At 61.8% G+C, this 26,568-nt stretch carries 28 protein-coding genes; 5 read left to right on the plus strand and 23 right to left on the minus strand.

Features of this window, described 5'->3' with window-relative positions; translation table 11 throughout:
• Positions 1 to 66: 66 nt before the first annotated feature.
• Complete coding sequence (locus OOZ63_RS27540) at positions 67 to 1,131, minus strand: TAXI family TRAP transporter solute-binding subunit (protein WP_266008903.1); 1,065 nt, start codon at positions 1,129 to 1,131, stop codon at positions 67 to 69.
• Positions 1,132 to 1,866: 735 nt separating this feature from the next.
• Here OOZ63_RS27540 and OOZ63_RS27545 point away from each other — a divergent pair.
• On the plus strand, positions 1,867 to 2,049 hold the full coding sequence (locus OOZ63_RS27545) for a hypothetical protein (RefSeq protein WP_266008905.1): 183 nt from the start codon (positions 1,867 to 1,869) through the stop codon (positions 2,047 to 2,049).
• A gap of 342 nt (positions 2,050 to 2,391) precedes the next feature.
• On the opposite strand, the gene OOZ63_RS27550 is transcribed toward OOZ63_RS27545, so the two are convergent.
• The 15 genes from OOZ63_RS27550 to sctC form a co-directional block, all read right to left on the minus strand.
• Positions 2,392 to 3,093, minus strand: coding sequence for a response regulator transcription factor (locus OOZ63_RS27550; protein WP_266008907.1), 702 nt, complete (start codon positions 3,091 to 3,093; stop codon positions 2,392 to 2,394).
• A gap of 349 nt (positions 3,094 to 3,442) precedes the next feature.
• Positions 3,443 to 3,994, minus strand: coding sequence for a hypothetical protein (locus tag OOZ63_RS27555; protein WP_266008909.1), 552 nt, complete (start codon positions 3,992 to 3,994; stop codon positions 3,443 to 3,445).
• Between the two features lie 439 nt (positions 3,995 to 4,433).
• The gene (locus OOZ63_RS27560) at positions 4,434 to 6,056 is read right to left on the minus strand and encodes an HrpF/NolX family T3SS translocon protein (RefSeq protein ID WP_266008912.1); all 1,623 of its coding nucleotides are present in this window, start codon (positions 6,054 to 6,056) and stop codon (positions 4,434 to 4,436) included.
• Positions 6,057 to 6,084: 28 nt separating this feature from the next.
• Positions 6,085 to 6,903, minus strand: coding sequence for a type III secretion system export apparatus subunit SctT (sctT, locus tag OOZ63_RS27565; RefSeq protein WP_266008913.1), 819 nt, complete (start codon positions 6,901 to 6,903; stop codon positions 6,085 to 6,087).
• Entirely contained in the window at positions 6,900 to 7,400 is a 501-nt protein-coding gene (locus OOZ63_RS27570) for a hypothetical protein (protein WP_266008914.1), read from the minus strand. Before OOZ63_RS27570 ends, sctT begins: the two co-directional genes overlap by 4 nt.
• Before the next feature lie 13 nt (positions 7,401 to 7,413).
• Positions 7,414 to 8,748 (minus strand): type III secretion system ATPase SctN, encoded by a 1,335-nt coding sequence (sctN, locus tag OOZ63_RS27575; RefSeq protein WP_266008915.1) that lies wholly within the window; start codon positions 8,746 to 8,748, stop codon positions 7,414 to 7,416.
• On the minus strand, positions 8,745 to 9,575 hold the full coding sequence (gene sctL, locus OOZ63_RS27580) for a type III secretion system stator protein SctL (protein WP_266008916.1): 831 nt from the start codon (positions 9,573 to 9,575) through the stop codon (positions 8,745 to 8,747). Before sctL ends, sctN begins: the two co-directional genes overlap by 4 nt.
• Positions 9,521 to 10,195: a type III secretion protein HrpB4 gene (locus OOZ63_RS27585; RefSeq protein ID WP_266008917.1), complete on the minus strand. Its 675-nt coding sequence runs from the start codon at positions 10,193 to 10,195 to the stop codon at positions 9,521 to 9,523. The genes sctL and OOZ63_RS27585 overlap by 55 nt, the downstream gene beginning before the upstream one ends.
• Positions 10,192 to 10,965: a type III secretion system inner membrane ring lipoprotein SctJ gene (gene sctJ, locus OOZ63_RS27590; protein ID WP_266008918.1), complete on the minus strand. Its 774-nt coding sequence runs from the start codon at positions 10,963 to 10,965 to the stop codon at positions 10,192 to 10,194. Before sctJ ends, OOZ63_RS27585 begins: the two co-directional genes overlap by 4 nt.
• A gap of 29 nt (positions 10,966 to 10,994) precedes the next feature.
• Positions 10,995 to 11,384, minus strand: a complete 390-nt coding sequence (locus OOZ63_RS27595) for a hypothetical protein (RefSeq protein WP_266008920.1) — start codon at positions 11,382 to 11,384, stop codon at positions 10,995 to 10,997.
• A gap of 22 nt (positions 11,385 to 11,406) precedes the next feature.
• A complete protein-coding gene (locus OOZ63_RS27600; protein ID WP_266008922.1) occupies positions 11,407 to 11,877 on the minus strand; it encodes an HrpB1 family type III secretion system apparatus protein in 471 nt (156 codons plus the stop codon).
• A gap of 90 nt (positions 11,878 to 11,967) precedes the next feature.
• Complete coding sequence (locus OOZ63_RS27605) at positions 11,968 to 12,276, minus strand: hypothetical protein (RefSeq protein WP_266008925.1); 309 nt, start codon at positions 12,274 to 12,276, stop codon at positions 11,968 to 11,970.
• A gap of 100 nt (positions 12,277 to 12,376) precedes the next feature.
• Positions 12,377 to 12,646 (minus strand): hypothetical protein, encoded by a 270-nt coding sequence (locus OOZ63_RS27610; RefSeq protein WP_266008926.1) that lies wholly within the window; start codon positions 12,644 to 12,646, stop codon positions 12,377 to 12,379.
• A gap of 23 nt (positions 12,647 to 12,669) precedes the next feature.
• Positions 12,670 to 13,686 (minus strand): FHA domain-containing protein, encoded by a 1,017-nt coding sequence (locus OOZ63_RS27615; RefSeq protein WP_266008928.1) that lies wholly within the window; start codon positions 13,684 to 13,686, stop codon positions 12,670 to 12,672.
• A gap of 1 nt (position 13,687) precedes the next feature.
• Positions 13,688 to 15,535, minus strand: a complete 1,848-nt coding sequence (sctC, locus tag OOZ63_RS27620; protein WP_266008930.1) for a type III secretion system outer membrane ring subunit SctC — start codon at positions 15,533 to 15,535, stop codon at positions 13,688 to 13,690.
• A gap of 618 nt (positions 15,536 to 16,153) precedes the next feature.
• On the opposite strand from sctC, the gene OOZ63_RS27625 reads away from it, so the two are divergent.
• Entirely contained in the window at positions 16,154 to 17,416 is a 1,263-nt protein-coding gene (locus tag OOZ63_RS27625; RefSeq protein WP_266008932.1) for an SET domain-containing protein, read from the plus strand.
• Between the two features lie 213 nt (positions 17,417 to 17,629).
• Here the strand turns inward: OOZ63_RS27625 and OOZ63_RS27630 are convergent, their stop codons facing one another.
• The 7 genes from OOZ63_RS27630 to OOZ63_RS27660 all read right to left on the minus strand — a co-directional run bounded on the left by OOZ63_RS27630 (position 17,630) and on the right by OOZ63_RS27660 (position 23,795).
• Entirely contained in the window at positions 17,630 to 18,520 is an 891-nt protein-coding gene (locus OOZ63_RS27630) for an anti-sigma factor family protein (protein WP_266008933.1), read from the minus strand.
• Between the two features lie 19 nt (positions 18,521 to 18,539).
• A complete protein-coding gene (locus OOZ63_RS27635) occupies positions 18,540 to 19,043 on the minus strand; it encodes an RNA polymerase sigma factor (RefSeq protein ID WP_266008935.1) in 504 nt (167 codons plus the stop codon).
• Positions 19,044 to 19,092: 49 nt separating this feature from the next.
• A complete protein-coding gene (locus OOZ63_RS27640; protein WP_266008936.1) occupies positions 19,093 to 19,482 on the minus strand; it encodes a hypothetical protein in 390 nt (129 codons plus the stop codon).
• 33 nt (positions 19,483 to 19,515) lie between these two features.
• Positions 19,516 to 19,959 carry a nuclear transport factor 2 family protein gene (locus OOZ63_RS27645; protein ID WP_266008937.1) on the minus strand — a complete coding sequence of 148 codons (444 nt, stop codon included), beginning with the start codon at positions 19,957 to 19,959 and terminating at the stop codon, positions 19,516 to 19,518.
• A 112-nt stretch (positions 19,960 to 20,071) separates the two neighbouring features.
• Positions 20,072 to 20,725 carry a response regulator transcription factor gene (locus OOZ63_RS27650; RefSeq protein ID WP_266008939.1) on the minus strand — a complete coding sequence of 218 codons (654 nt, stop codon included), beginning with the start codon at positions 20,723 to 20,725 and terminating at the stop codon, positions 20,072 to 20,074.
• 50 nt (positions 20,726 to 20,775) lie between these two features.
• Positions 20,776 to 21,255: a DUF1348 family protein gene (locus OOZ63_RS27655; RefSeq protein WP_266008941.1), complete on the minus strand. Its 480-nt coding sequence runs from the start codon at positions 21,253 to 21,255 to the stop codon at positions 20,776 to 20,778.
• A 131-nt stretch (positions 21,256 to 21,386) separates the two neighbouring features.
• Positions 21,387 to 23,795 carry an ATP-binding protein gene (locus tag OOZ63_RS27660; protein WP_266008943.1) on the minus strand — a complete coding sequence of 803 codons (2,409 nt, stop codon included), beginning with the start codon at positions 23,793 to 23,795 and terminating at the stop codon, positions 21,387 to 21,389.
• 562 nt (positions 23,796 to 24,357) lie between these two features.
• Here OOZ63_RS27660 and OOZ63_RS27665 point away from each other — a divergent pair.
• From OOZ63_RS27665 to OOZ63_RS27675, 3 genes are all read left to right on the plus strand, one after another.
• Complete coding sequence (locus tag OOZ63_RS27665) at positions 24,358 to 24,507, plus strand: hypothetical protein (RefSeq protein ID WP_416234793.1); 150 nt, start codon at positions 24,358 to 24,360, stop codon at positions 24,505 to 24,507.
• Positions 24,508 to 24,881: 374 nt separating this feature from the next.
• Positions 24,882 to 25,658 (plus strand): alpha/beta fold hydrolase, encoded by a 777-nt coding sequence (locus OOZ63_RS27670; RefSeq protein ID WP_266008945.1) that lies wholly within the window; start codon positions 24,882 to 24,884, stop codon positions 25,656 to 25,658.
• Between the two features lie 351 nt (positions 25,659 to 26,009).
• The coding region (locus tag OOZ63_RS27675) for a GMC family oxidoreductase N-terminal domain-containing protein (protein ID WP_266008946.1) at positions 26,010 to 26,568 on the plus strand (559 nt) is incomplete at its 3' end.

Consider the following 26,568-nt stretch of genomic DNA (forward strand, 5'->3'; position numbering starts at 1 on the left):
CAATCGGGCATGGCATTTCGCGAAACTGCGAACAGGTGAGCATCCACACGAAGGAGTGAGACCCCATCATTTCGCTCCTGCGGCGTTGCACAAGCCCAGCACCGCCCGTTCTCGCGTGCATGCTAGAGGCGTAGCACTTGGTTTTCCGGAACCGATTGCGACCGATGGCCGCGCCGGCCCGCAACTGGACAGGATTTCTGTCGTGGCCGAATAGTAAGACCAGCCCTTCGCCAGCGGTGGCTGCCCGAGGCGCGTCTCTCGCCACTTGCTATGACCTTCGGCTTGCAGGCGATCAAAGTTGGTACAGAGTGATTTGGCGAAACGTACTAGTACGTCACGTGTGCCATGCGCCTGGTAGTCATAGGTCACGAGCAGCGATTTGACGGCCAGCGTGCGCACGTCGGCGCGAAGCCATTGTGAGTAGCTGTCGGCACGGATGGTGGCTTCGCCATAGACGTTGCGAAGGGCCGAGCTTGACGGAGCATCGGGGTCAAGTGGGAGTAGCTTGATGAAGTTGCGGGCCTGAGGTGTCATCTCGGAGAACAGCCGCGCTGGTTGGCCCGCCACGACCACGACGACATCAATGGACTTGTCTGTGGCGAGCTTGAGGAGTGCCTGCTCATTGCTCAGGTAGCTTAGTTTTCCCTCGTCAGGTTGTGAATTGAATATGGTTCTGTAGACGGTAGTTGCTGTTAAGGCAGTTCCTCCGCCGAGTTCTCCCACGTTGATGCGCTTGCCGCGGATGTCACCGATATGCTTCATCGGTGAGTCGGCGCGAACGACGAAGTACAGCTCCTCGTCGAAGAGCGGCAGCAGAGCGCGCAGAGGACGGATCAGTCGGCCCGCCTCGACGTCGCCGGCGCTGACCTGGTCGCGCATTGCGCGGTAGACGTCTGACTGGACCAGTGCGAGGCGTACGCCTGGCTCAGTGCGCAGGCGACGCAGGTTCTCTATTGAACCTTTGGACGGTTCGACGTCCAGCTCAATGCCTGCGGGCTGTGCGATCAAGCGGCTGAGGTCATGACCGATTTCGACCTGGGTTGCTCGATCAGGGCCGGTCACAATCCGGTCGGCAGCGCACGCAGCGCCGGCGCAGAACACAGCCAGCGCCGCGAGATGATTCTTGTTCATGAGCGATGTGGGAAAGGAGTCTTAGGGATCAGGGCACAGGCCCAGCGCGATTTGCGCAGCGCTGCATCTGGCTCGTTCGCCGGAAGGGACTGCAGCGACGCTCGATGTAGCAGGTCGAGCCGGGCTCGCTCCGTGCTGCGTGTCGGACGCAGGCGCCTGCGGTATCGCGGTATCAGCAGGGTGCGCGGCGGGAGGCGAATCGACGGTTGCGCTGGACGAATCGTCGACAGGAACCGTGGCTGGGGAATGGGCTGGTGTGGCGTTAGGCTGCTGGGCCACTGTGGGGGCTGGCGTCCTCGGCGACTTGCGCTCTGTCCCTGCCGCGGTACCTCGCTCATTGCGGGCAGGCGGGAAGTTGCCTGGCATCGCTGATTGCAGTACGACCCCGGCGACTGAAAGCACCAGCAAAGACCCGCCCACACCTAGGAGTAGCCTCCGCAGCGGAGTGCGCCCAAGCAGCCCTAGGGCCGCTGCGGTGAATGCGTCAGAGGAGCGCTGTCGTGGTCGTACTGCCAAAGTGACCTCGCTAAGGTCGCGAATGTGCGCCGGATCGCCCTCTCCCTTCGTCTGGGGCGGCGGCGGACGACTACCCGGCGACGAGGTCACCGGCAGCGAGTGCGTTGTCGGCTGGGGCTTTGAAGGCGCACTCTCAGTAGTGGACGGAACCGACGACGGTAGCCATGCACGCGTCAAACGATCAATCACGTCGGCGTGAGGCAATACCGGCCAACTTTCTTGCGCCGCAACTTCTGCTTTGAACGATGCTTGTTTCAAACCAATGGCCAAGTCACTGGCGATATCGCGCTCTACGCGATGGATGAGTGCACGGAAGGCCTCACGCTCAGCGGCCAGTTGTTTCTCGTGGGCGGTCATCGTGCGGATCCCAACGGTGCGGACTGGGGGCTGACGAATGTGTGAATGTTTCCCTGGCGTGTGTCGCCGAGCGCCCGCCGGTCCCGACTACCGGCCGTTCCCGCGTGGACCAAGCATCCCCTTTGGGGGGAGATGAGGAAAATTCGGATTGGATCAATGCTCAGCGCATGGCCATGAAGCCCGTGAAGATGATGTGAATCCAGGGGTGGAGCGAGCATTCTCGCCATTCGATAGGGCGTGCTTGTTTGACCGCGTAGTCGCTGCGCATGTTGCGCTCGCCGAAGACGTCGATGGTCGACGCGCTTGAGTTGCTGGATGAGCTTCATGGGTCTGGATGACAGGCGAGGGCCGCCCTGAGGATGCGCGAATGGCAATACAACTTGCGGCCTAGCCCTGAGCATCGGCACGTTTGGTATCGAGGCGATAGCCGCTACCGTAGACGCCGTAGAGTACGAGCTCATCGCCAACGCAGCGACGAAGCTTCTTGCGTAACTGATGCACGTGTTGTTCTAGTGTCCGTCGCGTTGGATCCTCTGGTCGGCCCAGTACCTCCTGGGATATCTGCGCACGCGAGACCAATTGACCGGAGTGCTCAAACAGCAACTGTGCCAGGGCAAGCTCGCGTGGCGTCAGGTCGACGCGATTGCGGGAAGAGACCAGCGCGCTACCCTCCAGATCGACGCTGCAGGCGGATGGTCCGAGGCCAGAGGTCCGCGTGGCAATGCCACGCCGCCGACGCAGAGCGGCTTCTACACGGGCCTGCAACTCCGGCCCCCGCACGGGGCGCATGAGGACATCGTCCGCGCCCGCTTGCAAAGAACGGATCGATGCCGCCGCGTCCGATCCACCAATGGTAATGACGGCGAATGCGGATTCCAGCCAACCTTGACGCAGGCGCAGTACATCCCGGTACTCTTCAGTCCGCCCATCCCCTTCCATTACCACCAGTTCTACTGTCGCTTGGCGCAGCGTACGCATCAGGCTATCGATCGAGGAGAAGCGCTCGCAGTCGAAGCCTGCGCACTCGAGCGCGGTGGCTACGACAAGGTAGGTGTCGTGGTCGGAAAGGAGAAGAGCAGCTTTAGGCACAGCAGTAGTTTTTCCGTCGATGGTGTGGTCAACTGATTTGCAAGGCTTGTGCCAGCGAGTTGTTGAGCCGACGGTGAACGAAGACGGCAACCCATCAGGGGCAAAGCTGCGTCAAACGAGCGTGGGGTCTGGAACCGCCGTTCGCAGAGATGCAAATAGGCTCGATGCTTCAGTGGCAGGATTGCGAAGGCTGGAGGTTGTGTCGGTCAATCTGGGCCTGCCGAGTTGATCCGAGCAGTGATTCCTCCGCGCCCACGCAGACGCCACTTGTGTTCGGCTGCGGTGGCAGATCAACCAATCAGATGGTATGGCTTTGAGGCTGTTCCCCGTCCCCCATGTCTGCAAACAATCAGCTCGCAGATGGCGCAGCAAGACCGCGCAAGCTGCCCAGCTGTTTATCAGTGAGGTTGATCCCTGCTTCTTTGGCCAACTGCCACAGCGGATGGTCGGGATCTTGCGCGGACCCCGGCTCTGCGGCGAAGCCACTTTTCAAGGCTAGGAAGAGCGACTTCTCGCGGTTATCTCTGACGGATTGAATCGTGTCCTCGAGGAATTCACGCATCTCCACTTCGTCCGCAGGTGCGATCTCACCCTTGAGGCCAGCGATGAAGCGTTCTTCGTTGCGGCTCACGGCCGAGCGAAGATCTTTGGCTACTTCGCTCTCTATGTTGCGCAATAGATCGATTGCCCTGGTCGCGCCAGTGCCGGCGTGCTCGAACTTCTGCAGATCGGGCAGCGCATTTCTCGTCAACTCGTCCTTGATCCGTGAACCGAATTCGGCCTGAATTCGTGCTCTGGGTGGCAACAGTGCCTCGGAAGCTTGGTACAGAGGATCGTCTCCCCAAATGTCGGGCGGTACCGGCGACGCTGATGCTCGACCTGCCCTTGTTTGTTTGCCCATCGCGTGCGAGGAAGACTCCGCGTACAAGGGATTGCTCCCCCATATATCGGAAGCTTCAACTCCCCGACGGTGATTCTGTGGGCCTGCCGTTTTTCGTGCCAGTGGGGCATGGGGGATCGCTGGCGAACTCGGCGACTGCTTGGAACTCATAGTGGCCCCTGCCAAGCCCAGACCACGAGGGGGAGGGCGTTGCGAACTAATTGTTCCTGCTGCTAAACCAATCCCGCGTTTGGGGGCAGGCATGTCTGTGGCCGTTCGCTCGCGGGATGATGGAGTTCCAACGGCTTGTGCCGACGTACTTGCCGACGGCTGCGTGGCCGAGCTAGACGCGGCGTTTGCACGAGTTATGCCCTGGTCGGGGCGAGTTGGCAAGCCGAGCCTGCCTCGTGTGCTGTTGTTATTGACTGGACTCATGCTGCAACTGCTCTTTCGGTTGAAATCAAATGACCTTGTCTGCCTTGGAGGCAATTTTTTCCTGGTTCTTGTGGGCCCACATAGCGCCCTCAGCCGCCTTCGCCGCGGTGCTGCCGACGCTGGAGTTAGTAACTTGGTCCAACGCTGTGCCGGCGGTGGCGATGCCCGCCTTAATCGCGGCCTGCTCCACGTCGCCGTTGTTCAAGGCCGTGCTGGCAGTATCCGCCGCACCTGCGATGCCCTTGTTGAACACCGCGGCGGCCTTGAAGACCAAGTTGAAGGGAGGTACGTTGACGGTCTTGCCGAGCCAATCCGCTACCTTCGATGCCGTGTCAGCAATTACTTTGCCGACCTTGAGCGCACCGTCCACAAAGTCTCTCAAACCGCCACCCTTGGCCTTCTTGATTTCGGGCTGGTCAAGCGTACCGGCAGCCATGTCCGATATCGCCTCCCGGGCCGCTGCGGTAGCCGGCGTGCGGCTAGTGCCGGCAACAGGTGTCGCAGATACCGCGTGGTCCTTCAGGCGCCGCTCGAATCCATCCAGGTCGCCGCGGCCAATCTGACCGTCATCCGACTTCAGCCATGCACCCTTGATACCTCTGATGTGGCTGCCGTTCTTGCCGTTGTCGAGGCGCCCGAAAAGAACCGGGTCATCCAACAGTCGCTGTGCCGCCTGGCGGTCCAGCGGATTGGCTTTCTCATCACTGACGATCTTGCCGAGTTTTTCTCGAGTCAGATTTCCGTTCTTGAAAAAGATGCCTGTCGGGTCTTGCCTCAGCCGATCGACAGTGTCGCGCTCGACATCGTTGAGCCGCGTTGCACTGGAGATGTTGTCTTCCATATCGGCGCGCTTCACGCGGTCCTGCCCGCCATTTAGCGCTCTCCATGCATCGGGGTTGCGAGTGAAGTGATGTGCGGCCGCCTTGAGTTGAGGCGGCATCTTGTCGCCGTCGGCGGTGCCGTCGACGATCTCCTTCAAGCCATCGAGTGACACGTCGTCCGGCAGATACTGCGCATACTTGTAGAGTTCCTTCTGCGCGTCCTCGGTGGTGATCGTCCGCGGCGCGGGCAAATCCTCACCGGAACCGGATGCCGATGAGGGGATATAGTGATCTGCGAAGGAGGCCGCCTGTGTCTTGTTCAGCGTCTTCAGCGCCGGATCCTCGGCAACAACGCGTACATCGTGGACGCTTAACTTACCGTCCTTCTTACCGGTATTAGCGCTTTCCAGCCGCTCGAACATGCCGGGCGTGGAGAGAACTGTGTGCAAGGCCTCGCGCACGTCGGGCGCGGTCTTCGGATCGTTCGCCATTTTCTCGAGTTGCTCCCGATTCATGGCTTTCTTGAACAACCCACCATGGCGCTCAAGCGTGGCGAGTGCGTCCAGTCCATCATCGCCACCGGCCCAGGCCGCTACTCCTACTGGAGCCCGGGCTGGCGGGGTTTCTGCCTCTGTTCGCCGCTCTTTCTCGAGGGCTTGGGTCATGGAGCAGATCATCGTCAGCAGCAGATGATCGATGTGGGACTCGCTTTGGCCGCTGCGATGTCCAGCGGGCGTTGCGGGTGCGCGGCAGTCGATCGCACCGGTCACGCTGCGTGCGTAGGGCGGCCCAGTGCAGGGTAGCGGCTGATTGATGGCGCCTTTCATGGTAGCTCCTTGATCTTAAGAATTGAGTTCAGGGCAGTCCGATCGCTGCGCGCAGTTGCACCAGCAGATCGGTTGGCAAGAGGAAGCGGCGCACGTGTGTGAGTAGCACGCCGACGAGCAGGGCCAGCAGAAGCAGCGTGACAGCGCTCTTGACGGGCTGGGCCAAGCCACCGGGTTCGAGCTTGTCAGCAGCGCGAGTGAGGAAGCCAAAACCCAGTTCGATGAGTACGAGTACCAACAAAACCGGGGTAGCGAACTGGACGATGCCACGCATCAGCGACGCGCCCTGGTCGATCACGAAAAGGTCTGCGGCTGCCGTCACGCTGGGCAGCGAAGAGGTCAGTGGCCACAGCTGGAAGGATTCGAAAAGCGCCCCCAGAAACACTAGCAGACCTCCCAGTTGGTAGAACACTCCGACGAGCAGCATCAGCAGCAGTGACGCAACCGGCGTGACTTGCTCCTGCGACACGGGGCTGGACATCTGGGCTCCGCCGTAGCCGGCCTGCTGGTCGATCAAGGTCCCCACGGACTGAGCGATCCAGAATACAGACGACGCCATGAATCCGATAACCAGACCGATCAAAACCTCTTTGATGACGATTCCAGTCATGGCCAGGGGAGTCAAACCGGAGAGTTCTCCTGGGGGCGCACCGAAGGCGATGAATCCGCCGATCATCACCACAAGCCCGCTGCGCACAAAGCCCTGGATGAACTGTGTGCTGGTAGGCGGAAGCAGGCTGAACGCAATCTGCACGCGCAGACTGGCCAGTGCGGTCGCCATGAACATGTCTTGCGCGGGTCCGAAGGTGTTCAGAAGCAGCTGGACTACGTCGTCTTCAGGGTTCATATTGATGCTGCCGCGCCACGCCGAGCCGCCAGGCTACGGGCGACGGAGGTCTCTTCCGTTTCTTCTTCCGCAGCAGCCTCCAACACTTTCTCGTTTTCACGTTCGATGCGGGTCAGGTGCTCTCGCAGGGACTCAAGCCGCCGGTCATTTCGACGAATCGCAGACTGCGCGGCCTGCACCCGGCCTGCCTGCACGGCCTCATCCTTGCGCCGCTGCTCCACGACATCGGCGGCGTTAGCGAGCGTGTGCGCCGCCTCTTGCTCTCGCAGGTTCGCCGCAATCAAAGCGTCCGCCGAAAACGGCGCCGATGTCAAACGATCGAGCTCAGCCACGATGGCTGCACGAGCGTTGGCATGTTGATCCAGCGCGGCACGCGCAGAGCTGGTTTCATGTTGTCGCTGAGCCAGTGCAAGGCGCTCGTCGGCCAGTGCGGCGACCAGCCGCTCGCTGCGGCGTTGAGCCATAGAGATCAGCGACTTCAAAATCTTGGGTTTCACACTCGGTTCCTGTTCATCGGACTACCGCATTCAACTGCTCGAGGATGCTTGCAAAAGGGAGCAGGTCTTCAGTGCGCTGGGTCAGGAAGGCCCGCACATCTGCAGATCGTTCGACGGCGGCATCCGCCAACGCGTCGTTGCCGGGCTGAAACTCACCCATTTGAAGCAGCATTTCCACTTCGTCGTACTTGGCCATCAGGCTTCGCAGCCGTCCAGCAGCTTGTGCATGCTCGGGCGGCACGACTTGCGTCATCACCCGCGATAGGCTCGAGAGCACGTCAATCGCGGGCCACTGGTTCCTTTCTGCGATGCGACGCGACAAAATCATGTGTCCGTCTAGGATGCCGCGAACCTCCTCGGTGATTGGATCGCCGCCGCTCTCGTCCTCTGCCAGAACTGTGTAGAGGGCGGTAATCGATCCGCGTGCGCCCATGCCAGTTCGCTCCAGCAAGCGGGGTAGTTCGGCGAATACGGACGGGGGGAATCCACGTCGGGCTGGGGGTTCGCCGGCGGCCAGGCCGATCTCGCGCAGGGCGCGGGCGAAGCGGGTCAGGGAATCCATCATGAGAAGGACCCTTAGGCCCTGGTCGCGGAAGTACTCAGCGATGGCGGTGGCCGTGTGAGCGGCCTTGGCCCGTTCAATGCTGGAGCGGTCGGACGTGGCGCAGACAACCACTGAGCGGGCCATGCCCTGTGGGCCGAGAATTCCTTCGATGAACTCGCGCACCTCGCGCCCTCGTTCGCCGATCAGGGCGATCACGCTGACGTCGCAATCGGCTCCTCGTGCGAGCATTCCCATCAAGGTGCTCTTGCCCACCCCCGCCGGTGCGAAGATGCCCATTCGCTGGCCTTCGCCGAGCGTCATCAGACCGTCAATGATTTTGATGCCGGTCGACAGCGGACGCTCCACCAGGGCTCGGCTCATCGGATCGGGCGGGTCGGCAATGACCGGTCGCTGCTCTACACCAAGAAGCGGCCCTCGGCCGTCGATGGGGTTACCCAAGCCGCTCAGCACGCGGCCGAGAAGTGCAGGCCCAACCGACACACTGAGTGGTTGGCCCGTACCCAGGACGAGCGTGCCCTCTGCCACTCCAGTTAGCGAGCCGAAGGGCGAGAGGATCGCTCCGGTGCGGGCAAAGCCGACTACTTCGGCCCGTTGAAGCAGCGTGCCGCGCGGCCCGCGCAGCTCACACATCTCGCCTATGCGGGCCTCAACACCGGTTGCTCGCAGCAAGGTGCCAACGACCTCCACTACCCGGCCGGTTCGGGATACCACGTCACCGTGCTGCAGTTCGCCCTCCAGCGCTGCTGCGAATCGGTGGAAGGCGTCGTCTGTGTCCAGGCTCATCGCGATGGGCGCTGCGGCGCCTCAAAATCCGCCGCCAATGGCGGCACTTCGTCCTGTACCGGGGCATGTGCCGGATGTTCGTCCTCCTTGGCGGCGTCTGCAGATGTCTCGAGGCTGGCTGCGTGTGACTGTGCCGTAGCAACTGACGCGTCCAGCTCCTCGCTAGCAACCTGGTGCACGGCTCGCCCGATGGCCCTGCGGATCGCTGCCAATTGCGTGGGAAGCCCGGCATCAACGACACCACGCTCCGACTCGAAGAGGCAAGATCCGGGAGCGAGCCCCGCATCGGCGACTACTTCGATCTCTACCGGAGATCCCGAGATAGCACGCAGGGCGGCATCGCGATCTTCCGCGGCTACACGCAGCGTCAGCAACGTTGTTTCCTGTACGAGCCTGCTGACGGTCCTCACCGCAGCACGAATCAGGGACGCACGGTCTTCGACTTCGACGATGCGCTCAACAGCCGTGGCGACGATGGAGGACAGGCGGTCCACCTGTTGTCTCAGAAGGTCGTGACGCGCAGCGCCCTCCTGCAGTGCTTGAGCGGCCCAACGGTCGGCAGCCTCGCGGAATCCCTTGGCGAAACCGGCCTCCCAGGCTTGGTCGTGCAGTGCCTGGGCTCTAGCGAGCAGGGTCTCGGCATCGGCACGGGCCTCGCTCTGCAAGGCCTGCGCCTGGGATTGAGCCTTTTCGACCATCCGTTCGCATTGGTCCGATGCCGAGGCCATCATGGACTCGGCGTTGATGAGTGCCGCGTAGTCGGCGGCACGGATTACGTTGCCGTCAGCGCCGACAGTGTTCGTTCCATGTCTGAACCAAAGAGCCATGCGTGTTCCGGAAATATGAAGGGTAGATGAACGAAGATTGCCGGGTCCAGGTGCTCGGCATCGACCGATGTCTGCCCGCCGTTGGCAAATGGGGGAAGTGCGTAACGGATCCACGCAACACAGTCGCGATTTCGCCAGTGGCCGGCTGCGCCGAGCAAAGCCTGACCTTCTATGGCGTAGCCGTGAGGCAGTGGATGCAATCGGACTTCGGCTACCTGATGGCCACGTGGCGGAAGCCGCAGCAATCGTAGATAGGCATCCTCCCCAATGGCAGTGATCCATTGGCTGCGGTGAGACTTGTTTAGATTGCGTCTGACACTGTCGCGCCCCGAGTGCAGTGCGACTGCAGCCAAAACGCGTGACATTTCCGGTCGGGACAGCAGCGAAATTCGCTGAGCCGAACGGGTCAGCTGCGACAGAGACGGCCAGCGCAGCATGAAGGCGTCTCGCAGCGCATCGTCGAGTGCTTTGCCGTGCACCGACTCGCCATTGCCCAGCCCGAGCCCACCACACAAGCCTCGTATCCAGTCGGGATGTACTTGGTCGGCAATGCTTGCTGTCTTCGATCTGGCTGCCGAGAGAAGCCGTTCAACCAGCGCAACTCCAGTGTCTGGTGTCATGGCTGGCGGGCGTCTGCACGGGTTGCAGCCTGCCACAGGGACCGCAGTTGGCTACGAAAGCGGTAGGCGGCGAAGCCGGCTCCACTGAGAACGCAAAGGGTGATCGCCAATAGGATGGCCGTGCGACTGCCATTGCTGCCCCGGCGACCGTTGACCCCAGCTCCCGTGGTAGCCGGCGCCGATGGCGCAAGCGTGACGCTCACATTCTCGTAGGTCAATCCCTCGACGCTGCGTAGCACCAAGTTCTTCACTGCCGGTGTCAGCGTGGCAACATTAGTGTCGAAGCGATGCTTGATAAAGACCGAAGCGCTGGACGGCTTCACCTGATCGGCAAGCGGATCGTTGTTCGGCAGCACGATATGGACCCGTGCGGTGATCACGCCTTCGATGGAGGAAAGCGTCTGCTCAAGTTCCTGAGAAACGCCGTACATGAAGCGGACTCTCTCCTCAGTTGGCGTCGAGATCAGCCCCTCCTTCTTGAACATCTCGCCAAGGTTGGAGCGCCTTTCGGAGGGTAGTCCATTGGCGCGAAGCACGGACAGTGCGCTGCCCAGATCTTCTGACTCGACCGCTAGATTCCAGGTCTTTCCATCGGGGCTGGATTTCTCGGCTGACAGATCGGCCTGCAACAGCACTTCCAGCATCTCATTGGCGTTTTCCTCAGTGAGCTTGGTGTATACGTTCTCTTTGCACGCAGAGAGGATCAATGCGGCAAGAATCGGAACAAGCAAAGCAGTGGCGCGATGGCGGCTGGTGGAGGCGGTGATCATGGCGAATTTGCGGCACTTGGACGTGCGCGTCACTGGTTCTTGAGCAAGCTGTTGAAGGAGTCGCTGGACTTCTTGGTGACTGTGGTTGCAAGGCTCAGTCGGGTCGTGGTCATGGCCATCTCGTGCGTGAGCTGAATATTGGCCGCTGTGACCTCGGCGACGCTCATGTGCGGGGCTGCATCGCTGAACGATTGCATGCGCTGCTCCATGCTGTGAATTCGATCTTGCTCCCCTTGCAGAAGTCGGGTGGCGTCATGGACCTCGGTATTTGCGGGCGATGCGGCAGGTCCGCCATTCATGAGTGCTGCAAAGCGATCGGCGGCGGCAGGGTCGCCAACAGGCTTGACAGTTTCCTTGGTCAGCATTTCCGCCGAAACGCGGGCAGCGTCGGCGGGCAGGGCGGTGGGGAGCGGCGTCATACAGTGAACTTCAGCGTTAGGTTCAGCAGGACAGACCCGCAATGGGCTGTCGATTTAAATGATGCGATTCAGAAACGGAGGCGCTAGTCGCGGCTTCCTCAAGTCCATGGAAGGCGGTGCCGGAGGCAGCGGCGATGACCTTCAAAATCTCGGTGGAGGCAGAGTCGAGTGGCAGCGCTAGGGTCTCATGCACATAGGCCTGCCAGAGGCTGTCGCGCTGCACATGTAGGCAATAGGCCAATAGCGCTTTGATAATGGCGTGGCCGGGATGTTCGTGATCGATCCGTTCCAGGGTGGTGCGCGCTCCGGCACTGTCACCTTGTTGCAGCATCACCCAGGCGCGCATGGCAGCAATTTCCGGCTGACCAGGCCTCAGTTGAGCCATCAGTTCCAACAGAACGGCGCGCTCGTTCACGGCGTTGATCTCTCCGGCGACCTGGAGCACTGCTGCGAATAGTTGGGTCAGCCACGCGGGAGCGGTGGATGGAGTCATGAAAGATCCTGTTGAGTGAGGCCGTGGCATGCGCCACGGTCGGGTGTCTGTGCCGCAGGGAACGGGGGCCCACCGTTCCCGCGTAAGGCGTTAGACCTTGCTGATGTCCTTGCCGAACGTGCCCGTTGCCTCGGAGGCCTTATTTGCCAGGTCCTTTTGCATGTTCATGATGTTCAGCTTATTGGTCACTTCCATATTGAGCTGGTTCATTTGGGCTGTCTGCTTGAGCGTGTTCTCAGCGGAAGCTGCAGCCGCTGCCATCGCATCCTGAGCCCCGCCGGCAGCGGTGTTTGCCAATTGCTTGGTGCCGGTATCACCAGCCTGGTTGACGGCAGACTGGCCGCCAGCATTGACGACATCGGTTTTGAACTTATTTCCCAGAGCGTTGAGGATTTGCATCGTTTTTCCTTAGAGAGATGTGCGCGGTGACCACTTGTGCGCGGTCGTATCGGCCGCGTGCGGGAGCGGGTCTTGCATTAACTCCAGCGAGAGGGGGGCATCAGCTGTTAGGAACCCCGTGATACTGTCGCCAGGCCAGCTCGATGACGTGTCGGGATGCGGCGCAAGCATCGGCTACGAGCTGTGCAAATGCCTTCTCCTCATAGTCCGTGGCGCGCATGCGCATCGAAACTGCACTGGACGCGCAGTCGGCCAAGTAGCTGTCTAGCTGACGCAGCGCAGCGCCGCTGGCATCACTGCGCAACAGCGCGGGCAAGTCGGCGAGATTGCCAAGAATTTCCTGTGGTGGTGGTTTCAGTTCTTGTGCCATATCGATCTAAAGGGGTGTTGCTTTTACCGGGAGACGGTGTTGGCTGACGGGGAGCTGGCGGGATCTGAGGCTCGGTCCGGGGATGCTGGGGTCAAGACAAGGTGCTTGGTGCCGTTGGTCGACTCGACAATTGACAAGCCGTCGAGCAGCAGCGTCGAGCGCACATCTGCGGAGCGGGTTGGCGCCGTCTGCACAGGCTCAATTTCCGGCTCGATGCGAACCACCAGGGACGATAGATCGGCCGCGACTCGATCCACCGCTGCCTGAGCAGCGCCGACGTCGCTGGTGCGAATGCGGACTGTGAAGACACCTTCTGCGCGGTAGCGAACATCGGCACTCGGGATCCCGAGGCCTTCCCGGATTGCGTCTGCGACCTGCGCAGCGGTCGAAAGGCGCTGGACCACGGCGTGCTGCCCTCTGCTGCGCTCGATTCCCTGGCTTACTGCTCGGGCCTGGGAGTCGTCGTCCACAAGTCCTTGCACGACCAGGGTGCTGCCTGCGACGCTCACCAGAAGCTTCGGCAGACCCGCGGCAGCGAGGTCTTGCTGAAGGGCGTCGCGAACCTCCAGCAAAGTGGGCGGCGGCGGTGCCGAGGCGAAGAGGGAAGAGACAAGCCAGCCCGCTACGCCCAACACAGCGAGTGCGACGGCGATGGCTGACACCAGCCGGGCAGGGGATTTCCTCAAGTGACGACAGCCGGCACGCCAATCGAATGTGGCAATCGCGGGGACGGCTGCATCAAGCAGCTCTGTGTCATCGGGCCAAACACTGTCCACAGGCGCAGCGCATATGACCACGCCGGCGAAGGCGATCGGTGCAGCATGAGTGAGCTTGCGGCGCCCAGCTCGTGGTCCAGCCCAGCGTACATACGCACCGGTCGCATCGATCACGAGCTCTAGTGGTGCAAAAGTCCAATCGGCGAGCGCAAGGTCGGCGGTGGGATCGGCGCCGATGGAGTAGTGACCATGCGCGAGATCAACGCTGGCTCCGGCATGTGTGCCAGAGAGTACCCGCAGTCGCAACACCGTCGAGTCGGTCATGTCATGGCGCTCCAGAGGCGCAGCTGTCGCTCAGCCCCAGTGCCTTTTCCGGGCAGCTCTGATTGGCAGGGGCCGAGGCCGCTGTTTCCGGCTTTGGAGCTGCGGGAGTTGCCGTGGGCGAAGTGTCTACGGAGCTGGCTGCTTCGGTGGCGCTGGAATGGACTGCTGGCGCTACCAGCGCGGTGTTGGCCGACGAGCGCCGGCCGCCGCTGGGTACGACCTTGGGTGTGATGAGAAACAGTCGCTCACTGCGAGCAGTGGTGGTCTCCCGATGCCGGAATGCAGCACCAATCAAAGGCAAACGGGACAGCCCTGGCACAGAGCTGATGCCATTGGTGTCCGACTGGTGGGAGATTCCGCCCACCAGCAAGCTCTCTCCTTCCCGAATGGTGGCCTCGGTTTCTATTTCGGTCTGCTTCACGACCGGAATTTGGTCGACTGAGAGGCGGTCGAAGCTGCCGTCTCGTATGGCCAGAGAAAGTCGAACCTCGCGGTGGTCGTCGAACGCCAGAATCTGCGGCGTGACTTGCAGAGTTGTTCCGGTCTCTATGGAGAACAGGTTGGCATCCAGATTGCCCGCCACGCGTACGGATGCAACCCGTTTATCTGACATCGTTGCCATGCGGTTGGCGACACCCAGGACCTTGGGGCGGGCCAGGATTTGTGCCTTGCCATTGCCTTCGAGGGCACGGATGCGGGATATCAACTGAGCGCCGCCGCTACGAATTACTGTGGTGATGTTGTTGTCACCCAGGCCGGAGGACGGTGGTGATCCGGGCGAGCCAGGGGACAGGCCGAACTGAACGTTCCTGTTGCTGAAATTGAAGTCGATGCCCAGTGCGTCGAATTCATCTGCCGTGACGTCGATGATGGTCGCTTCGATCTCCACCAGGTCTTGAGCGACATCGAGTTGGCGGATCAGTGCTTCATACTCAGCCATTCGGTCCGGAAGGCCGCGCACAATGATCGAGTTTGTCGACTCCTCCGGCTGAAACAACGGACGCTCGGGATCCGAGGGCGGCGCCGCCGGTGCAGCCGGTGCCGTCTGGTTGTTCGGTGGCGGCGTAGTCACCGGCGGTAGCTTCAGGCCGAAGTTCCCTGCAGCGGCAGTTCGTACTTTGTCGGTCGGCCCGGTAATCGCTGTAATGGCACTGTTCGTGTCTGTGGAGCTTGAGCGGTCGGAAGCAGGCGCGAAGACCTCGTTCAAGGTGCGAGCAAGTCCCGGCACCTTGCTGTTGCCAAAGTGGCGGTCCGCAGCCGAGGCATAGCGCAGCGGGAAGATTCGGATTGATCGCCCGACGCGGTCAGCTCCGTCACGTTCCAGTTGCTCCACCACTGTGGACACCAATTCGATATGGCGGGGCGGACCATAAGCCAGCAACGTCTGGTTGTTGTCGTCAAAGCGGAGCGGGAAGCGGGCGTCGCCAAGGCCCAACGATGCCAGGAGCTGCCGCACCTGCTGTCGGTCGTATCCGCGCATGCGAAAGACCTTGCTTTGCATCGCGCTGGAGGGATAGACGAACAGGGCGGTTCCATCGAAGTACCAGATCGTGCCGTAGGTGCGCGCGATCGCATTCAAGAACTCTTCGGGCTTCGCATTGAAGTCAGCGTTGACTGTGCCACTCAGTGAGGGGTCAACGATCAATGGCAGTCCTTGACTTGCCGCGAAGTCTTGCAGCACCTCGGGCAACTTTTTGTTGGATGCTTGGTAGATGAAGCGTTTGCTGGACAGGCCTGCGCTCCAGGCCGGATTGAATGCCGTTAGCGTGGCGCTAGCGGCCAGCAGCCAGACAGCGAGATGCGAGCCGTAGGGGCGGCTTTGTGAGATGAGGGCGGAGAAAGAGCGCATGGTCGAGAGGTTAGGCACCAGACGTCGCGCGTGCGATATGAAACACGAAGCAGTGCGCTGCCGAGCGAAGTCTTGCGTGATTGACACGTTGGTTTGGTTGCCAGCTGCGGTATCGGCGGCTCAGGGCCGCTTGCTATGCCGGCCAAAGTCAGGGTGCGATAGGGGATGGAGGCCAGGCACGGAACTTTGAAATGTGTGTCTATTCGCCGCCGAGTTCGGCGACTGCTCTACTACCGCCGAATCGATTCTCTTGTGCTGCTTTGCGCCCACGCGTTGACGCCGCATGCCTTCGTCATTGAGTTTGCCGACCCGTTGGGTGGCGAAGGTGATGTCCATTTCAGGCCGCCTTCCAGCACAGTTTGTCGACATGGCTTGGCGATGACGCATCCAGACGGATGCAATGGACCCGGGGATTCGCCAGCACAAGCAGTCCTTCGCATAGCTGACGGCTCGGAGAAGCTGCGTGGAGGACATTGGCGTTTTTTCTCGCCAACTGATTCCATGCGCCGTACGCTCTCCACGCTCAACAGAACTTCGGCCTTGGGGCAGCCATTGGCCGTACCTTCCGGACCCAGTGCATCCAGGCGCGTCGGTTGGGGTGATGCGGCAGCCTGCCATATGCCGGAAGTCCAGAGCGACGAGTGCGCCAAGGAAGAAGATCAAGACAATGGCTTTGATGTGAGCAGCCCAGCGGGTGCCTCTGCATTGATTGCCACCTCAGGTGTAGACGATGTTCAGAAGGGGCGAGCCCGTGCCACCTACCGTCGGCTCGCGCCCATCACGAAGGAGACAGGCGTTAGGCCGACCGACGCGCGCCCGCGGGCTATTTGTCTTGATGACGCCCAGGGCGCCGCACACAATCGATTGTTTGACTGGCTTCGTGCCTGTGGTGGGGAAGTCGGCGCGATGGCTGTGGGTACCGTGGAGGAGCTTCGTGGTCTGCACGCGGCCGGCTGTCTTTCGGTAGGTGACACCTTGTTGCACGTGCCGACGGCGCTGCTGGTCGATGTGGACGTGGCCGCTGCGACGGCAATTGGACAGTGCTTGATTGCTGCCGACTCCGGGCTTTCCGAGCGCGCGCTGTTGGCTGCGTTCTTGCTGACGGCACGCCGAGACGGCGGGTTTTGGAAGCCTTGGGTGGATACGATGCCGCACGATTTCTCCGCACATCCCCTCTTCTATGGGGCCGCAGAGCTATCGGCGTTGGATGAGTGGTCTGAAGCTCGCTATACGGTGCAAGCAGTTCGTGAGGAGTGTCGCCAAGCTCATGAACGTATCCTCGCTTGTGCCGTAGACGGTGCTCAGTGGAGCGGTTCAGATTTCGCCTGGGCGTATGCTTGCGTGTTGTCGCGCGCGTTCCGTCGCGATGGACGTGCAGGGTCTAGATTCGTCATGGTGCCCGTCGCTGATCTGTTCAATCATGAGCAGCACGGGCCGGTCCAGGCCTCCCTACACGCGGGTGGATTTCGAGTTTCCGTCGAAGAGCCGATCACGGCAGAACAGCCAATTGCTTTGTGCTATGGGCAGTCACCGAATTCGCTGCTGTTAGCGACCCACGGTTTTTGCTTGCAGGGGAATCCCTGGGACACAGCTTCCTTGCCTGTCGGCAATGTGTGTCTGAGCTTGTCGGCGTGTCCCGATGAGGATGCGCTGGCGGATATTCTTGTCAACTTTGACTCCCTCAGTGGTAAGCGGGCCGCCCTGGTCGCATTTCGAGACGCCTGCCTGATTCGGGCAGAGGTCCTTAGGCGGCGATCGGCAAGTGCGCCGCCCACTGCGGGCGGGCGTCAGATCGCATCGATCATGGCTGATGAGGTGCGCATCTTGGAGCGTCATGCCGCTTGGGTAGAGCCCCAGCTGGATTCAGGACTTTGCCGATGAGGGCTTGGTGCATGGCGCGCTTGCGAACGACGGATGTCGCGACGATGGGCGACTATGAGCATGCGGGTGTTTGAGGCCGGTTGACGGGACCGATGGCACCCGGTGGACCGGCGCCGCGGGTGCAATTCGGGTGATCCAGTCAAGAGCGCTGCATGGATCGGCCTACTGCCTGGCGTTTGAAAACTGCTCGTCTTTGCGACGCAGCCCGTGCCATCAACGAGGGGGGCTGAGCTGCCGATAGACCTCGGTTGAGACTTGCGCCAGCACGCTGCGGTCGGCGTCGGAAGACAGCGCATAGCCGAAGGGGCCATCGACCCAGTAGAAGACATTGACCGTGCCCTCCCTTGCGAATCGGAAGGCGGTGCCGGCACTCTCCGGGCCATGCTTGAGTGCTTCGCCCGGACCTGTGGCACTGCCCAGGTCGGCCGCGTCATTCGAGACATACAGCGTCAGCTTGCTGCCGAGTTCGTTGCGATACATAAACTGCGCCACAGGCCCTTGGCCACCTGGCAGCAAGCGGCCGCCTTCCAGCGAGTAGCCCTGGGCATGGAGATGCGGTGGCTTCATCGGCGCGCCCATGCGCTTGGACAACCAGGCCACCAGTTGGTCCTCGTGCGCCGCGTCCACCTCGACCGGTCGGCGCAAGTCAGGGCTGTAAACCGCATGGGCCACCGCCGCTCGTTGAGCGAAGCCCCCCGCAGAAACCTGCGTGAAGCCGCTCACGGCCGATGCCTGCGCACGGACTGCGTCGCCACCCGCCGGCATTTCGCCGCGCAAGCTCCAACCCGTCGCACCGCTGACGACGGCGATGGCGAGTCCGGCGGCCAGGCGTTGCAGGTACCACGGCGTCAGCGCTGCAGTAGGTTGCCGCGCCGCGGCGAGTAAGCGCTGAGGCGCCTGCTCATCCAGAACTGGATCGAACAAGGCTTGCAGCTCCCGCTTGTGCGCCCGGTAGGACTCGACCCGTTGTGCCTCATCGAGGCGCGTCGCGAGGTAGGCATGAATTTCGCGTTGACGGTCAGCGGGCAACTGGCCGTCGATGAAGGCATGCAACTCGGCCTCTGTGACCGGTGGGATCGGGGGTAACGTGCGGTTGGTGTTCATGGGGTGCTTTGTTGTGGAGTCATTTGACGACCTTCAAATGCACCGGTTCGGCCCGGCCTTCCATCAACCCGCGAAGCCGCTCACGGCCCCTCGACAGGCGCGACATTACCGTGCCGATGGGAATGCCCAAGGCCTGCGCCACATCGGCATACGCCATGTCTTCAAGGGCGACCAGCAACAGGACCTCCTTCTGCTGCACGGGCAGCAGGTCCAGCGCCGCCTGCAGGTCCAGGACGGCGAGCCGCTCGCCCTGCCTGGCTGCCACTGGCACTTCGGGCGTGTCGTCGTCCATGGTCACTGTGTGCAGCCTGGGCCGGCGCACGCCATCTACGTGCAGGTTATGCATGATGCTGAAGAGCCAAGCTCGCATATCGGCCACACCGCCCCAAAGTCCTGACTTGGCCCAGGCCCGCTCCAGCGTGTCCTGAACCAGATCGTCGGCATCGTCGCGATCATTGACCAGTGCCCGTGCATAACGCCGCAGACGAGGCAGCCAAGTCAACAGTTGCTGGTCGTTTCGCATTATCGGCCCAGTGGATGGTCTTGCTGTCGGGTGGCGAGCCGGGCCGACCTCATGCCTTGATGATGTGCCAGACGTCCTTAACGTTGTCGCCTGCGCGCTCGCCGGGCTTCTGGTCGGCTTGGTAGGTGTAGATCGGCTTGCCCCTGTAGGCCCACTGACGCGAGCCGTCGTCACGGACCACGATGGTGAAAGCACCACTGGCCCGGTCGGTGGCGGCGGCATTCGCGGGAGGCCAAAGTGCGGCGCATGGGCCGTTGCACGTGCTCTTGCCGCTTCCCGCCACGTCCTTGTCGAAGGTGTAGAGCGTCATGCCCTTGGCGTCAACGAGTGCGCCGTTCACGAGTCTGGCCGGTGATTCCCCGGCCATGGCGCTGGACAGCGAGAGGGCAAAGGAAGCCGCGGCGACCAGCAGCAAGGTCAGCCTGGGGAAGTGCTTCATGGGGTGTCTCCGGTGGGGTGGGGCGCTGTGGGATCAATAGGCTGCAGCGACGACAAGCTTCGGATCGATCTGCCATGTTTCGCTGACGATCTTGCCTTCACGATAGGTCAGCACGTAGCGCACCTTGATGGGCGTCTTCCCTTCGAAGAGAACGTTGGCCGAGACGGTTGCGCCTTTTGGGTTGGCGGACTCTTCGATCTGCCCGATGGTGAGCTTCAGCGGTCCGACAGCCTTGCCAAATTTTTCCCAGGTGCTGCGAATGGTGTCTGTGGTGGCGTAGGTACCGTCTAGCGGGCCGCCGACCCAGTTGAGTTGGGCCTGATCGGCATAGCCGCGCATCACGACGTGGGTGTCGCCCGAGGCGACTGCCTGGAAGTGCGTGCGTGCGTCGTCGCTGGGTCCGGCGCAGGCGCTGCCCGCGACAAAGATCAGTGCGATGGCCAAAGAGCTGGAGGTCAGGGCGAATTTATTGGACATGGAAGGCTCCGGTGAAAGGATGGTGCGGGGTGGAGGGCTTTGAGGCCCAGACACCAGGGCAGACGGGCTCAATGCGGTGCTTATTCCAGTCCTCGTATCCAAAATGTCAGGCTCAGCTGCTGATCGTGTGCATATCCAGCGGCCACGAACGCTCGAAGCTGGCGAGGCTTCGCTGGACCAAGCCGCGGCTGGATGCGACGATGACGGCTTGGGTCCTGCTGGATGACCCGAGCTTGAAAAGGATGGCTCCGACATGCGATTTGACGGTGGCCACGGTCAGGTCCATTTGGCGTGCGATGAGCTTGTTGCTCAGACCGCTGGCGAGCAGCTCGAGCACCTCAAGCTCTCGCGCTGTGAGCGCCGAGTGCGCCAGACTGTTGGCCATCCGCTCGGTCGCCAGGGAGCAGAAGTACCGTGTGCCACGGTGGACGGAGCGCGCGGCCTGAATGGTGTCTTGTGCAGTGCAGCCCTGGACCAGGTATCCGAGCACGCCGGCGCGCAGCGCGAAGCGCACGTCGGCCTGGCTGCAACGCGAGGTGAACACGAGCACCTTCGGGGCTACCTGCCTTCCGTCCGCCGTTCGCCTAGGACGGCTCGCGGCGGCAAGCCCCTGGTCGTAATCAGCAACGATGACCTGCGCGTCGGTTTCGTCGCTGCCGTTCATCACGAACAGGTCTGGATCATTGCGCAAGATGGCGCAAAGGCCTGCCGCGAGCAGCGCGTCGCCGTGGCAAACTTGTACGCGGATTTGATCAGCTGCATGCATCTGTCACTCCGTTGGTGTGTCCGTCAAATTAGGGGGCTCGTTCGCCACGACTACAGCTCCAGGGAGCTCAACCCTGGGTGATCGTCTGGGCGGCGGCCCAGACGCCAGTGCAGCTTCCGTTCATCGGGTCTGATGGACTGTCCGTTGGCGCTCGCATAGCGCAGGGTCATCAACCCCTGATCGTCGAATTCCCAGTTTTCATTTCCGACCGAACGAAACCAGTGTCCGGATTCATCACGGAATTCGCAGGCGAAGCGCACCGCAATGCGGTTCTCCGCGCAGGCCCACAGTTCCTTGATCAGTCGGTAGTCCAGTTCGCTCGACCACTTGCGTTTGAGTAGCTGTGCGATTTGCGCGCGACCTGCCAGAGATTCTGTGCAGCTTTGCCATCGGCTATCGACGGAACATGCCAGCGATACTCGCTGAGGATCGCGAGAATTCCATGCATCTTCGGCCATGCGTACCTTTGCTGCAGCAGCCTCCATGCTGAACGGCGGGACGGGGGGGCGGGCCAATTCGAAAGTGCTCATGCCGACGGAGTGTCGTGAGCATCACGTCACAAGTCCCAATCGCTGGCCAATAGTTTTCCAACGACAGCAGCCGGGCAGTCCTGCGTGAGCGGCTCATCGTTCGAACTCGAACGGCGCCGCCGCCTCCGGGTTCAAGACTCGAGCAACTCCCGCGTGACTTCGTCCAAAGACAGAGAACGCCCCTCGGCCCAGGCCGATTCGAAGGCTTCATTGCCCATGGCGGTGCGCGCCGCGGCGATGTGCGGGTCCAGGGTAGCCCGCGCGCTGGGCGATCGCGTGGAGCCGATTTCGTCTCGCAGGCTTGCTGCTCTTCCCCACAACCTAGCGGCGCTTGCCGCTTGGCCCTGTAGCCAGGCGAGACATGCGAAGTCTTCGAGCGACGAAGCAAGCCAGAGTCTGCTGGCCAGTTCGTCCCAAATGGCCAGCGCCTCCTTGAGCATGGCTTTGGCACGGGGGTAGTCGCCTTGGAAGCAGAGCGTGGAACCTAGGTTGTGTGTGAGGAGGGCAATGGATGCCCGATCACCCAGCGTACGCTGTATGCCCAGGGCCTCTTCGTACAGTGCCTGGGCCTTCGCATGGTCGCCAAGTTGTTGTGTAACCCTAGCGAGATTGCTCAACAGGAGGCCCAGCGGGGCGCCGAGCTCCCGGTAAATCACCATGCTCTCCTCCAGCAGCCGTTGAGCGGCGGAGTACTTGGCCTGCTCCATCGCCACCAGTCCCAGGTTCTGCAGCGAACGGGCGATGCCTCGCCTATCCCCCACCCTCCTGTAGATCGTCAAGGCCTCATGCTGTAAATCCTGAGCGGCCGGGTAGTCGGCCTGGTCCATCGCCAAGATGCCTGCTCGGCGCAGCGCATCTGCGCGAACAGGGCTGTCCGGCCTGCTCGACGTCGCTTCGATCAGCAAGGAGAGCCAGCGCCGGCCTTCACTGAGATGGCCGCGCGACCGCCAGAACCACCCAACTGCTGCAGCCAGATACAAACCGTCGGCGGCATCGCCTCCGCCGGCGCAACACCACGCCAAGGCCGCACGCAGATTGTCGTGCTCGGCATCGAGGCACTCGAGCCACAGCCTTTGTCCCTCGCCGACAAGTTTATCGTCGGCCACTTCTGCCAGCGAAAGCACATAGTCGTAATGCCGGCGCGTCAGGGTCGCTTCTTCGCCCCTCTCCGCCAGCCGGTCCCGGGCGTAGTAGCGCACCGTCTCCAGCAAGCCGTATCGAGTGGTTCCCTGGTGCTCCTTGGCCAAGATCAGGCTCTTGTCCGCGAGGGAAGTGAGGAGGTCCAAAAGAGTCTTGCCGTCAACCCCGTCGCCCACGCACACCTGCTCTGCCGCCTCCAGCGTCCAGCCGCCGGCGAAGATCGAGGCCCGGCACAACAGCGCCTGTTCGGCCCCGCTCAGCAGGGCATAGCTCCAATCGATCAGCGAGCGCAGTGTCTGGTGGCGGGGCAGCGCCGTGCGTGAGCCGCCGGTCAAGAGGTCGAACCGCTGATCGAGACGTCGACTTACTTCCTCCACCGGCATCGACCGCACGCGAGCGGCCGCCAGTTCGATGGCTAGAGGAATGCCGTCCAGCCGTTGGCAGACCAAGGCCAGTGCGGCAACGTTCCCGGCAGTGACGCGGAACTGAGGCTGCTGAAGCTGCGCTCGCTCGACGAACAGTCGCACGGATTCGTAGGCCCCGATCTGCTCTGGCGTGGTCTGTTGTTCAGGACCCGGCGCTGAGAGAGACGGCACTGGGTAGATGAGTTCGCCCACGATGCCCAGTCGCTCCCGACTGGTGACCAGGACGCGCAGCTTGGCGCTGGCCCGCAGCAGGACATCTGACACCTGCGCACAGGCCTCGAGCACATGCTCCGCGTTGTCGAGCACCAGCAATAGGTGCCTCGACGCCAGGTGCTCGGCGATGGTTTGCGTCAAGTGTTTGCCGGGCTGTTCCTGCAGCCCGAATACCTGGGCAACCGCTTGGGGCACCAGCGCCGGGTCTGCCAAGGCCGCGAACTCTACGAGCCAGATGCCGTCAGGATACGCGCCCGTCAAGTCCGCAGCCATCTGCATGGCCAAGCGGGTCTTGCCGCATCCACCTGAGCCCGTCAGCGTGAGCAATCGGGCGGTGTCGAGCAATCCCTTGAGCTCAGAGAGTTCTTGCTCACGGCCGATGAAGCTGGTCAATGGCTGGGGCAAGTTGTGCCTAGGCACTGTCGAGGGTGCGCTGTGCTGCGCGCCATCACTCGCCACGACGAGCGCAAATCGATAGCCCCGACCGGTCACCGTGGCGATCGCATCGCGCCCCAGCACTTTGCGCAAAGCCGAGATCTGCATTTGCAGCGCAGCCTCTTCGACGATCATTTTGGGCCAGACACGCTCGAGCAACTCGTCCTTGGTGACCAGATGTCCCGCGCGCTCCACCAACGCGGCGACAAGGTCGAAGGCCCGAGGACCAATGGCCACAGGTACGCCCGCGTCGAGCAGCCGCCGCTCATCGGGCTGCAGCTCGAAACGTCCAAATCGATAGCGTACGGGTGGGGCAGTGTCGGACATCGAATGGCTCAGTACTGGCGGCGCAGAGTATTTGTGGCCGGGGGTAGGCCTCGGCCCCGGGATTATCTAGGCCAGTTCAACACCAAATGTCCCGCTCTATTCGCAGTTGGCGAAGCCAGGCTGCGTGTAAGTAGCGAATGTGCGAGATACGCCGGCCTTGCTTGGCCGACGATGCTCGCCCATCGTCAAAGACTTCAGTCTGCAGGCTTGCTTATTCTGTATTGGATGCTCCATAGAAAATAATGTTTGTGGGCTATTTTCTAATTTTATGTGGGGTGGCAACTTCGGTGCTCCAACACTAAGGAAGTCATGCCGCGATGACTGGCGCGATACTTCTGGATCCGATTTCGGCCTACTTTGCGGCTGACAAATTGAATCCCGAGGCGATTGCTAGTTGCTTCACACCGCAGGCCGTTGTGGAGGACGCGGGGCGGACCTACTCCGGCCTCGACGCGATCAGAGCGTGCAAGGCAGCGGCATCGACCAAGCACGCGTACGGTAACGCTGGCAGAGCGCTTGACACTTCAGGCAGGTACGCGGACTGCGAGCGGGCAAGAAGATCATCACACAGTCGCTTGGTGGGTTTCCTCTCGGGCGGCCGGGCAAACCGCAGGAAGGCGCTGATCTGATCACCGTCCTTGTGTCGCCCCTTGCAGTTTCAATCTCCGGCTCTGAGCACTTGATGGATGGTGGCACGGTGCCGACAGTTTGAGCGCGCCTGCGCGGTTTGCGGCCGCCTTCTGCATCGCGTTTTTAGTTACGGAGCGAGCAATTTGATCAGCGCCATGCAGAGGGACGGGTGGCGGCGTCCGTTCATTTTGATACGTTGACTTTCCTTTGACGGGGATAGTGAACCTCGGGGCCGGTGGGCAGGGCGATACGAGTCTGGATTGAGTGGTGGAGTCATCCAAAGGTAGTAGCACACCGCTGTCCTCCTGGGCACATCAGACTTGGACGGAGGTCCCATGTGCAAAGGCGGCGGGTGGAAGACAGTGGAGTCACAGGTTCATTCCTGTTTCGATCCCTCGATTCTTCGATGTACCTACGGCAAAACGAAGCCGTCTCCACCCCCTGAAAGGAACTTCTGTGAAATCGCTCTTCAACTCCTCCGCCTTCCTTGTCGCCTTTGGTATTGCCGCACTGAGCTTCGTCGCCCCTGCTCAAGCCAGCGATGCCGACAAGCCAACCGTCGTGCTGGTGCACGGTGCCTTCGACGATGGCTCTGGCTGGAACAACATCGTTCCGTCGCTGCTGGCCAAGGGCCTGAAGGTTGTCTCCGTGCAAAATCCGCTGAGCTCGCTGGCCGATGACGTGGCGGCGACACGACGTGTGCTCGATGTGCAGACCGGCCCCGTCGTCCTGGTCGGCCACTCCTGGGGCGGCATGGTCATCACCGAGATCGGTGTGCATCCGCGTGTGAAGTCGCTGGTCTATGTCGCAGCATTCGCCCCGTCCGTTGGCCAGTCGATCAACGATATGGCCAAGGAGTACCCCAAGCCCAGCGGTCTGGACCACGTCGTCGTCGACAAGGAAGGCTTCGTCACCCTGTCCTTCGAGGGCATCTCAAAGCACTTCGCGCAGGATGTGCCTGCCGCGAAAAAGCGCCTGATGACGGCCGTTCAAGGTCCTATCCGCGCGACCAACTTCGACGAGAAAGTGACTGTGGCCGCCTGGTCTTCCAAGCCCTCTTGGTTCGTGGTCGCGGATCAGGACCGGATGATCCAGCCCGCACTGCAACTGGACAACGCCAAGAAGATCTCCGCCAAGGTCGTGCGCGTCCCAACTAGTCACGTGCCTCAGCTGACCAGGTCCAAGGAGGTCACCCAGGCCATCCTAGAGGCCGCCACTGCAGCACAGCGCTGAGGCAGGCACCGTGCCGACATGGCGAGAGCCATGTCGGCGTGAACGGCATTCGCCGAGCGGGTCTCGGCCTGAAGTGTCTGCGTCTTGCAGCGATGCCGTCCCCTCTTGCCCATCAGAAGTCCTCAATGCCCTGTGCGACGCAGAGCTGCCACGCAGCGCCATGGACTTCGCGCTGAGTTGACCTTTACACGCGGTTCACTCAGGAGACGAGCCTCGCACTGCGGCTGCGCGGAGCGGGACCTTCGACCTCGCAGGTTCCGGCGATCTTGCGATACAGGCTCCCATTTCAGCAAAACCCGGAGCGTGCCGGTCGCGCTTTGCCTGGAAAACCATCAACCGACGAGAACTGCCATGACCATGAACCAAAGCCAACGTGATCCGAACGCATCCGCCAATGACGGTGGAGCGTGTGAGAGCCATTTCGATTTCATTGTGTGCGGGGCCGGCGCAGCCGGCTCGGTGGTAGCGGGCCGGCTGGCCGAGAACCCGGAGGTGCGGGTGCTGCTCATTGAGGCCGGAGGTGACGACGAGGTTGCTGACGTCCTGGAGCCAGGCAACTGGCCGCTGAACCTGGGCTCCGAGCGTGACTGGAACTTCAGTGGTGCACCCAACCCCCATGTCAACAATCGCCAGATCCCGCTCAATATGGGGCGCGTCCTGGGTGGTGGCTCGAGCATCAACGTGATGCTGTGGGCGCGCGGGCATATGAACGACTGGGAAGACTTCGCGCAGGAGAGTGGGAATTCAGCCTGGGGGTACGAGTCTGTTCTGAAGATCTACCAACGGGTGGAGAACTATGCGGGCACGCCCGATGCGAGGCGTCGAGGTGTCGGCGGCCCGGTCCATGTTGGCCCTGCCCGCAACCCGCAGCCGGTGGCCAGTGCATTGCTCGACGCCGCCCGCCAGATCG

The sequence above is a fragment of the Paucibacter sp. PLA-PC-4 genome, from assembly GCF_026241155.1.
GTDB lineage: Bacteria > Pseudomonadota > Gammaproteobacteria > Burkholderiales > Burkholderiaceae_C > Roseateles_E.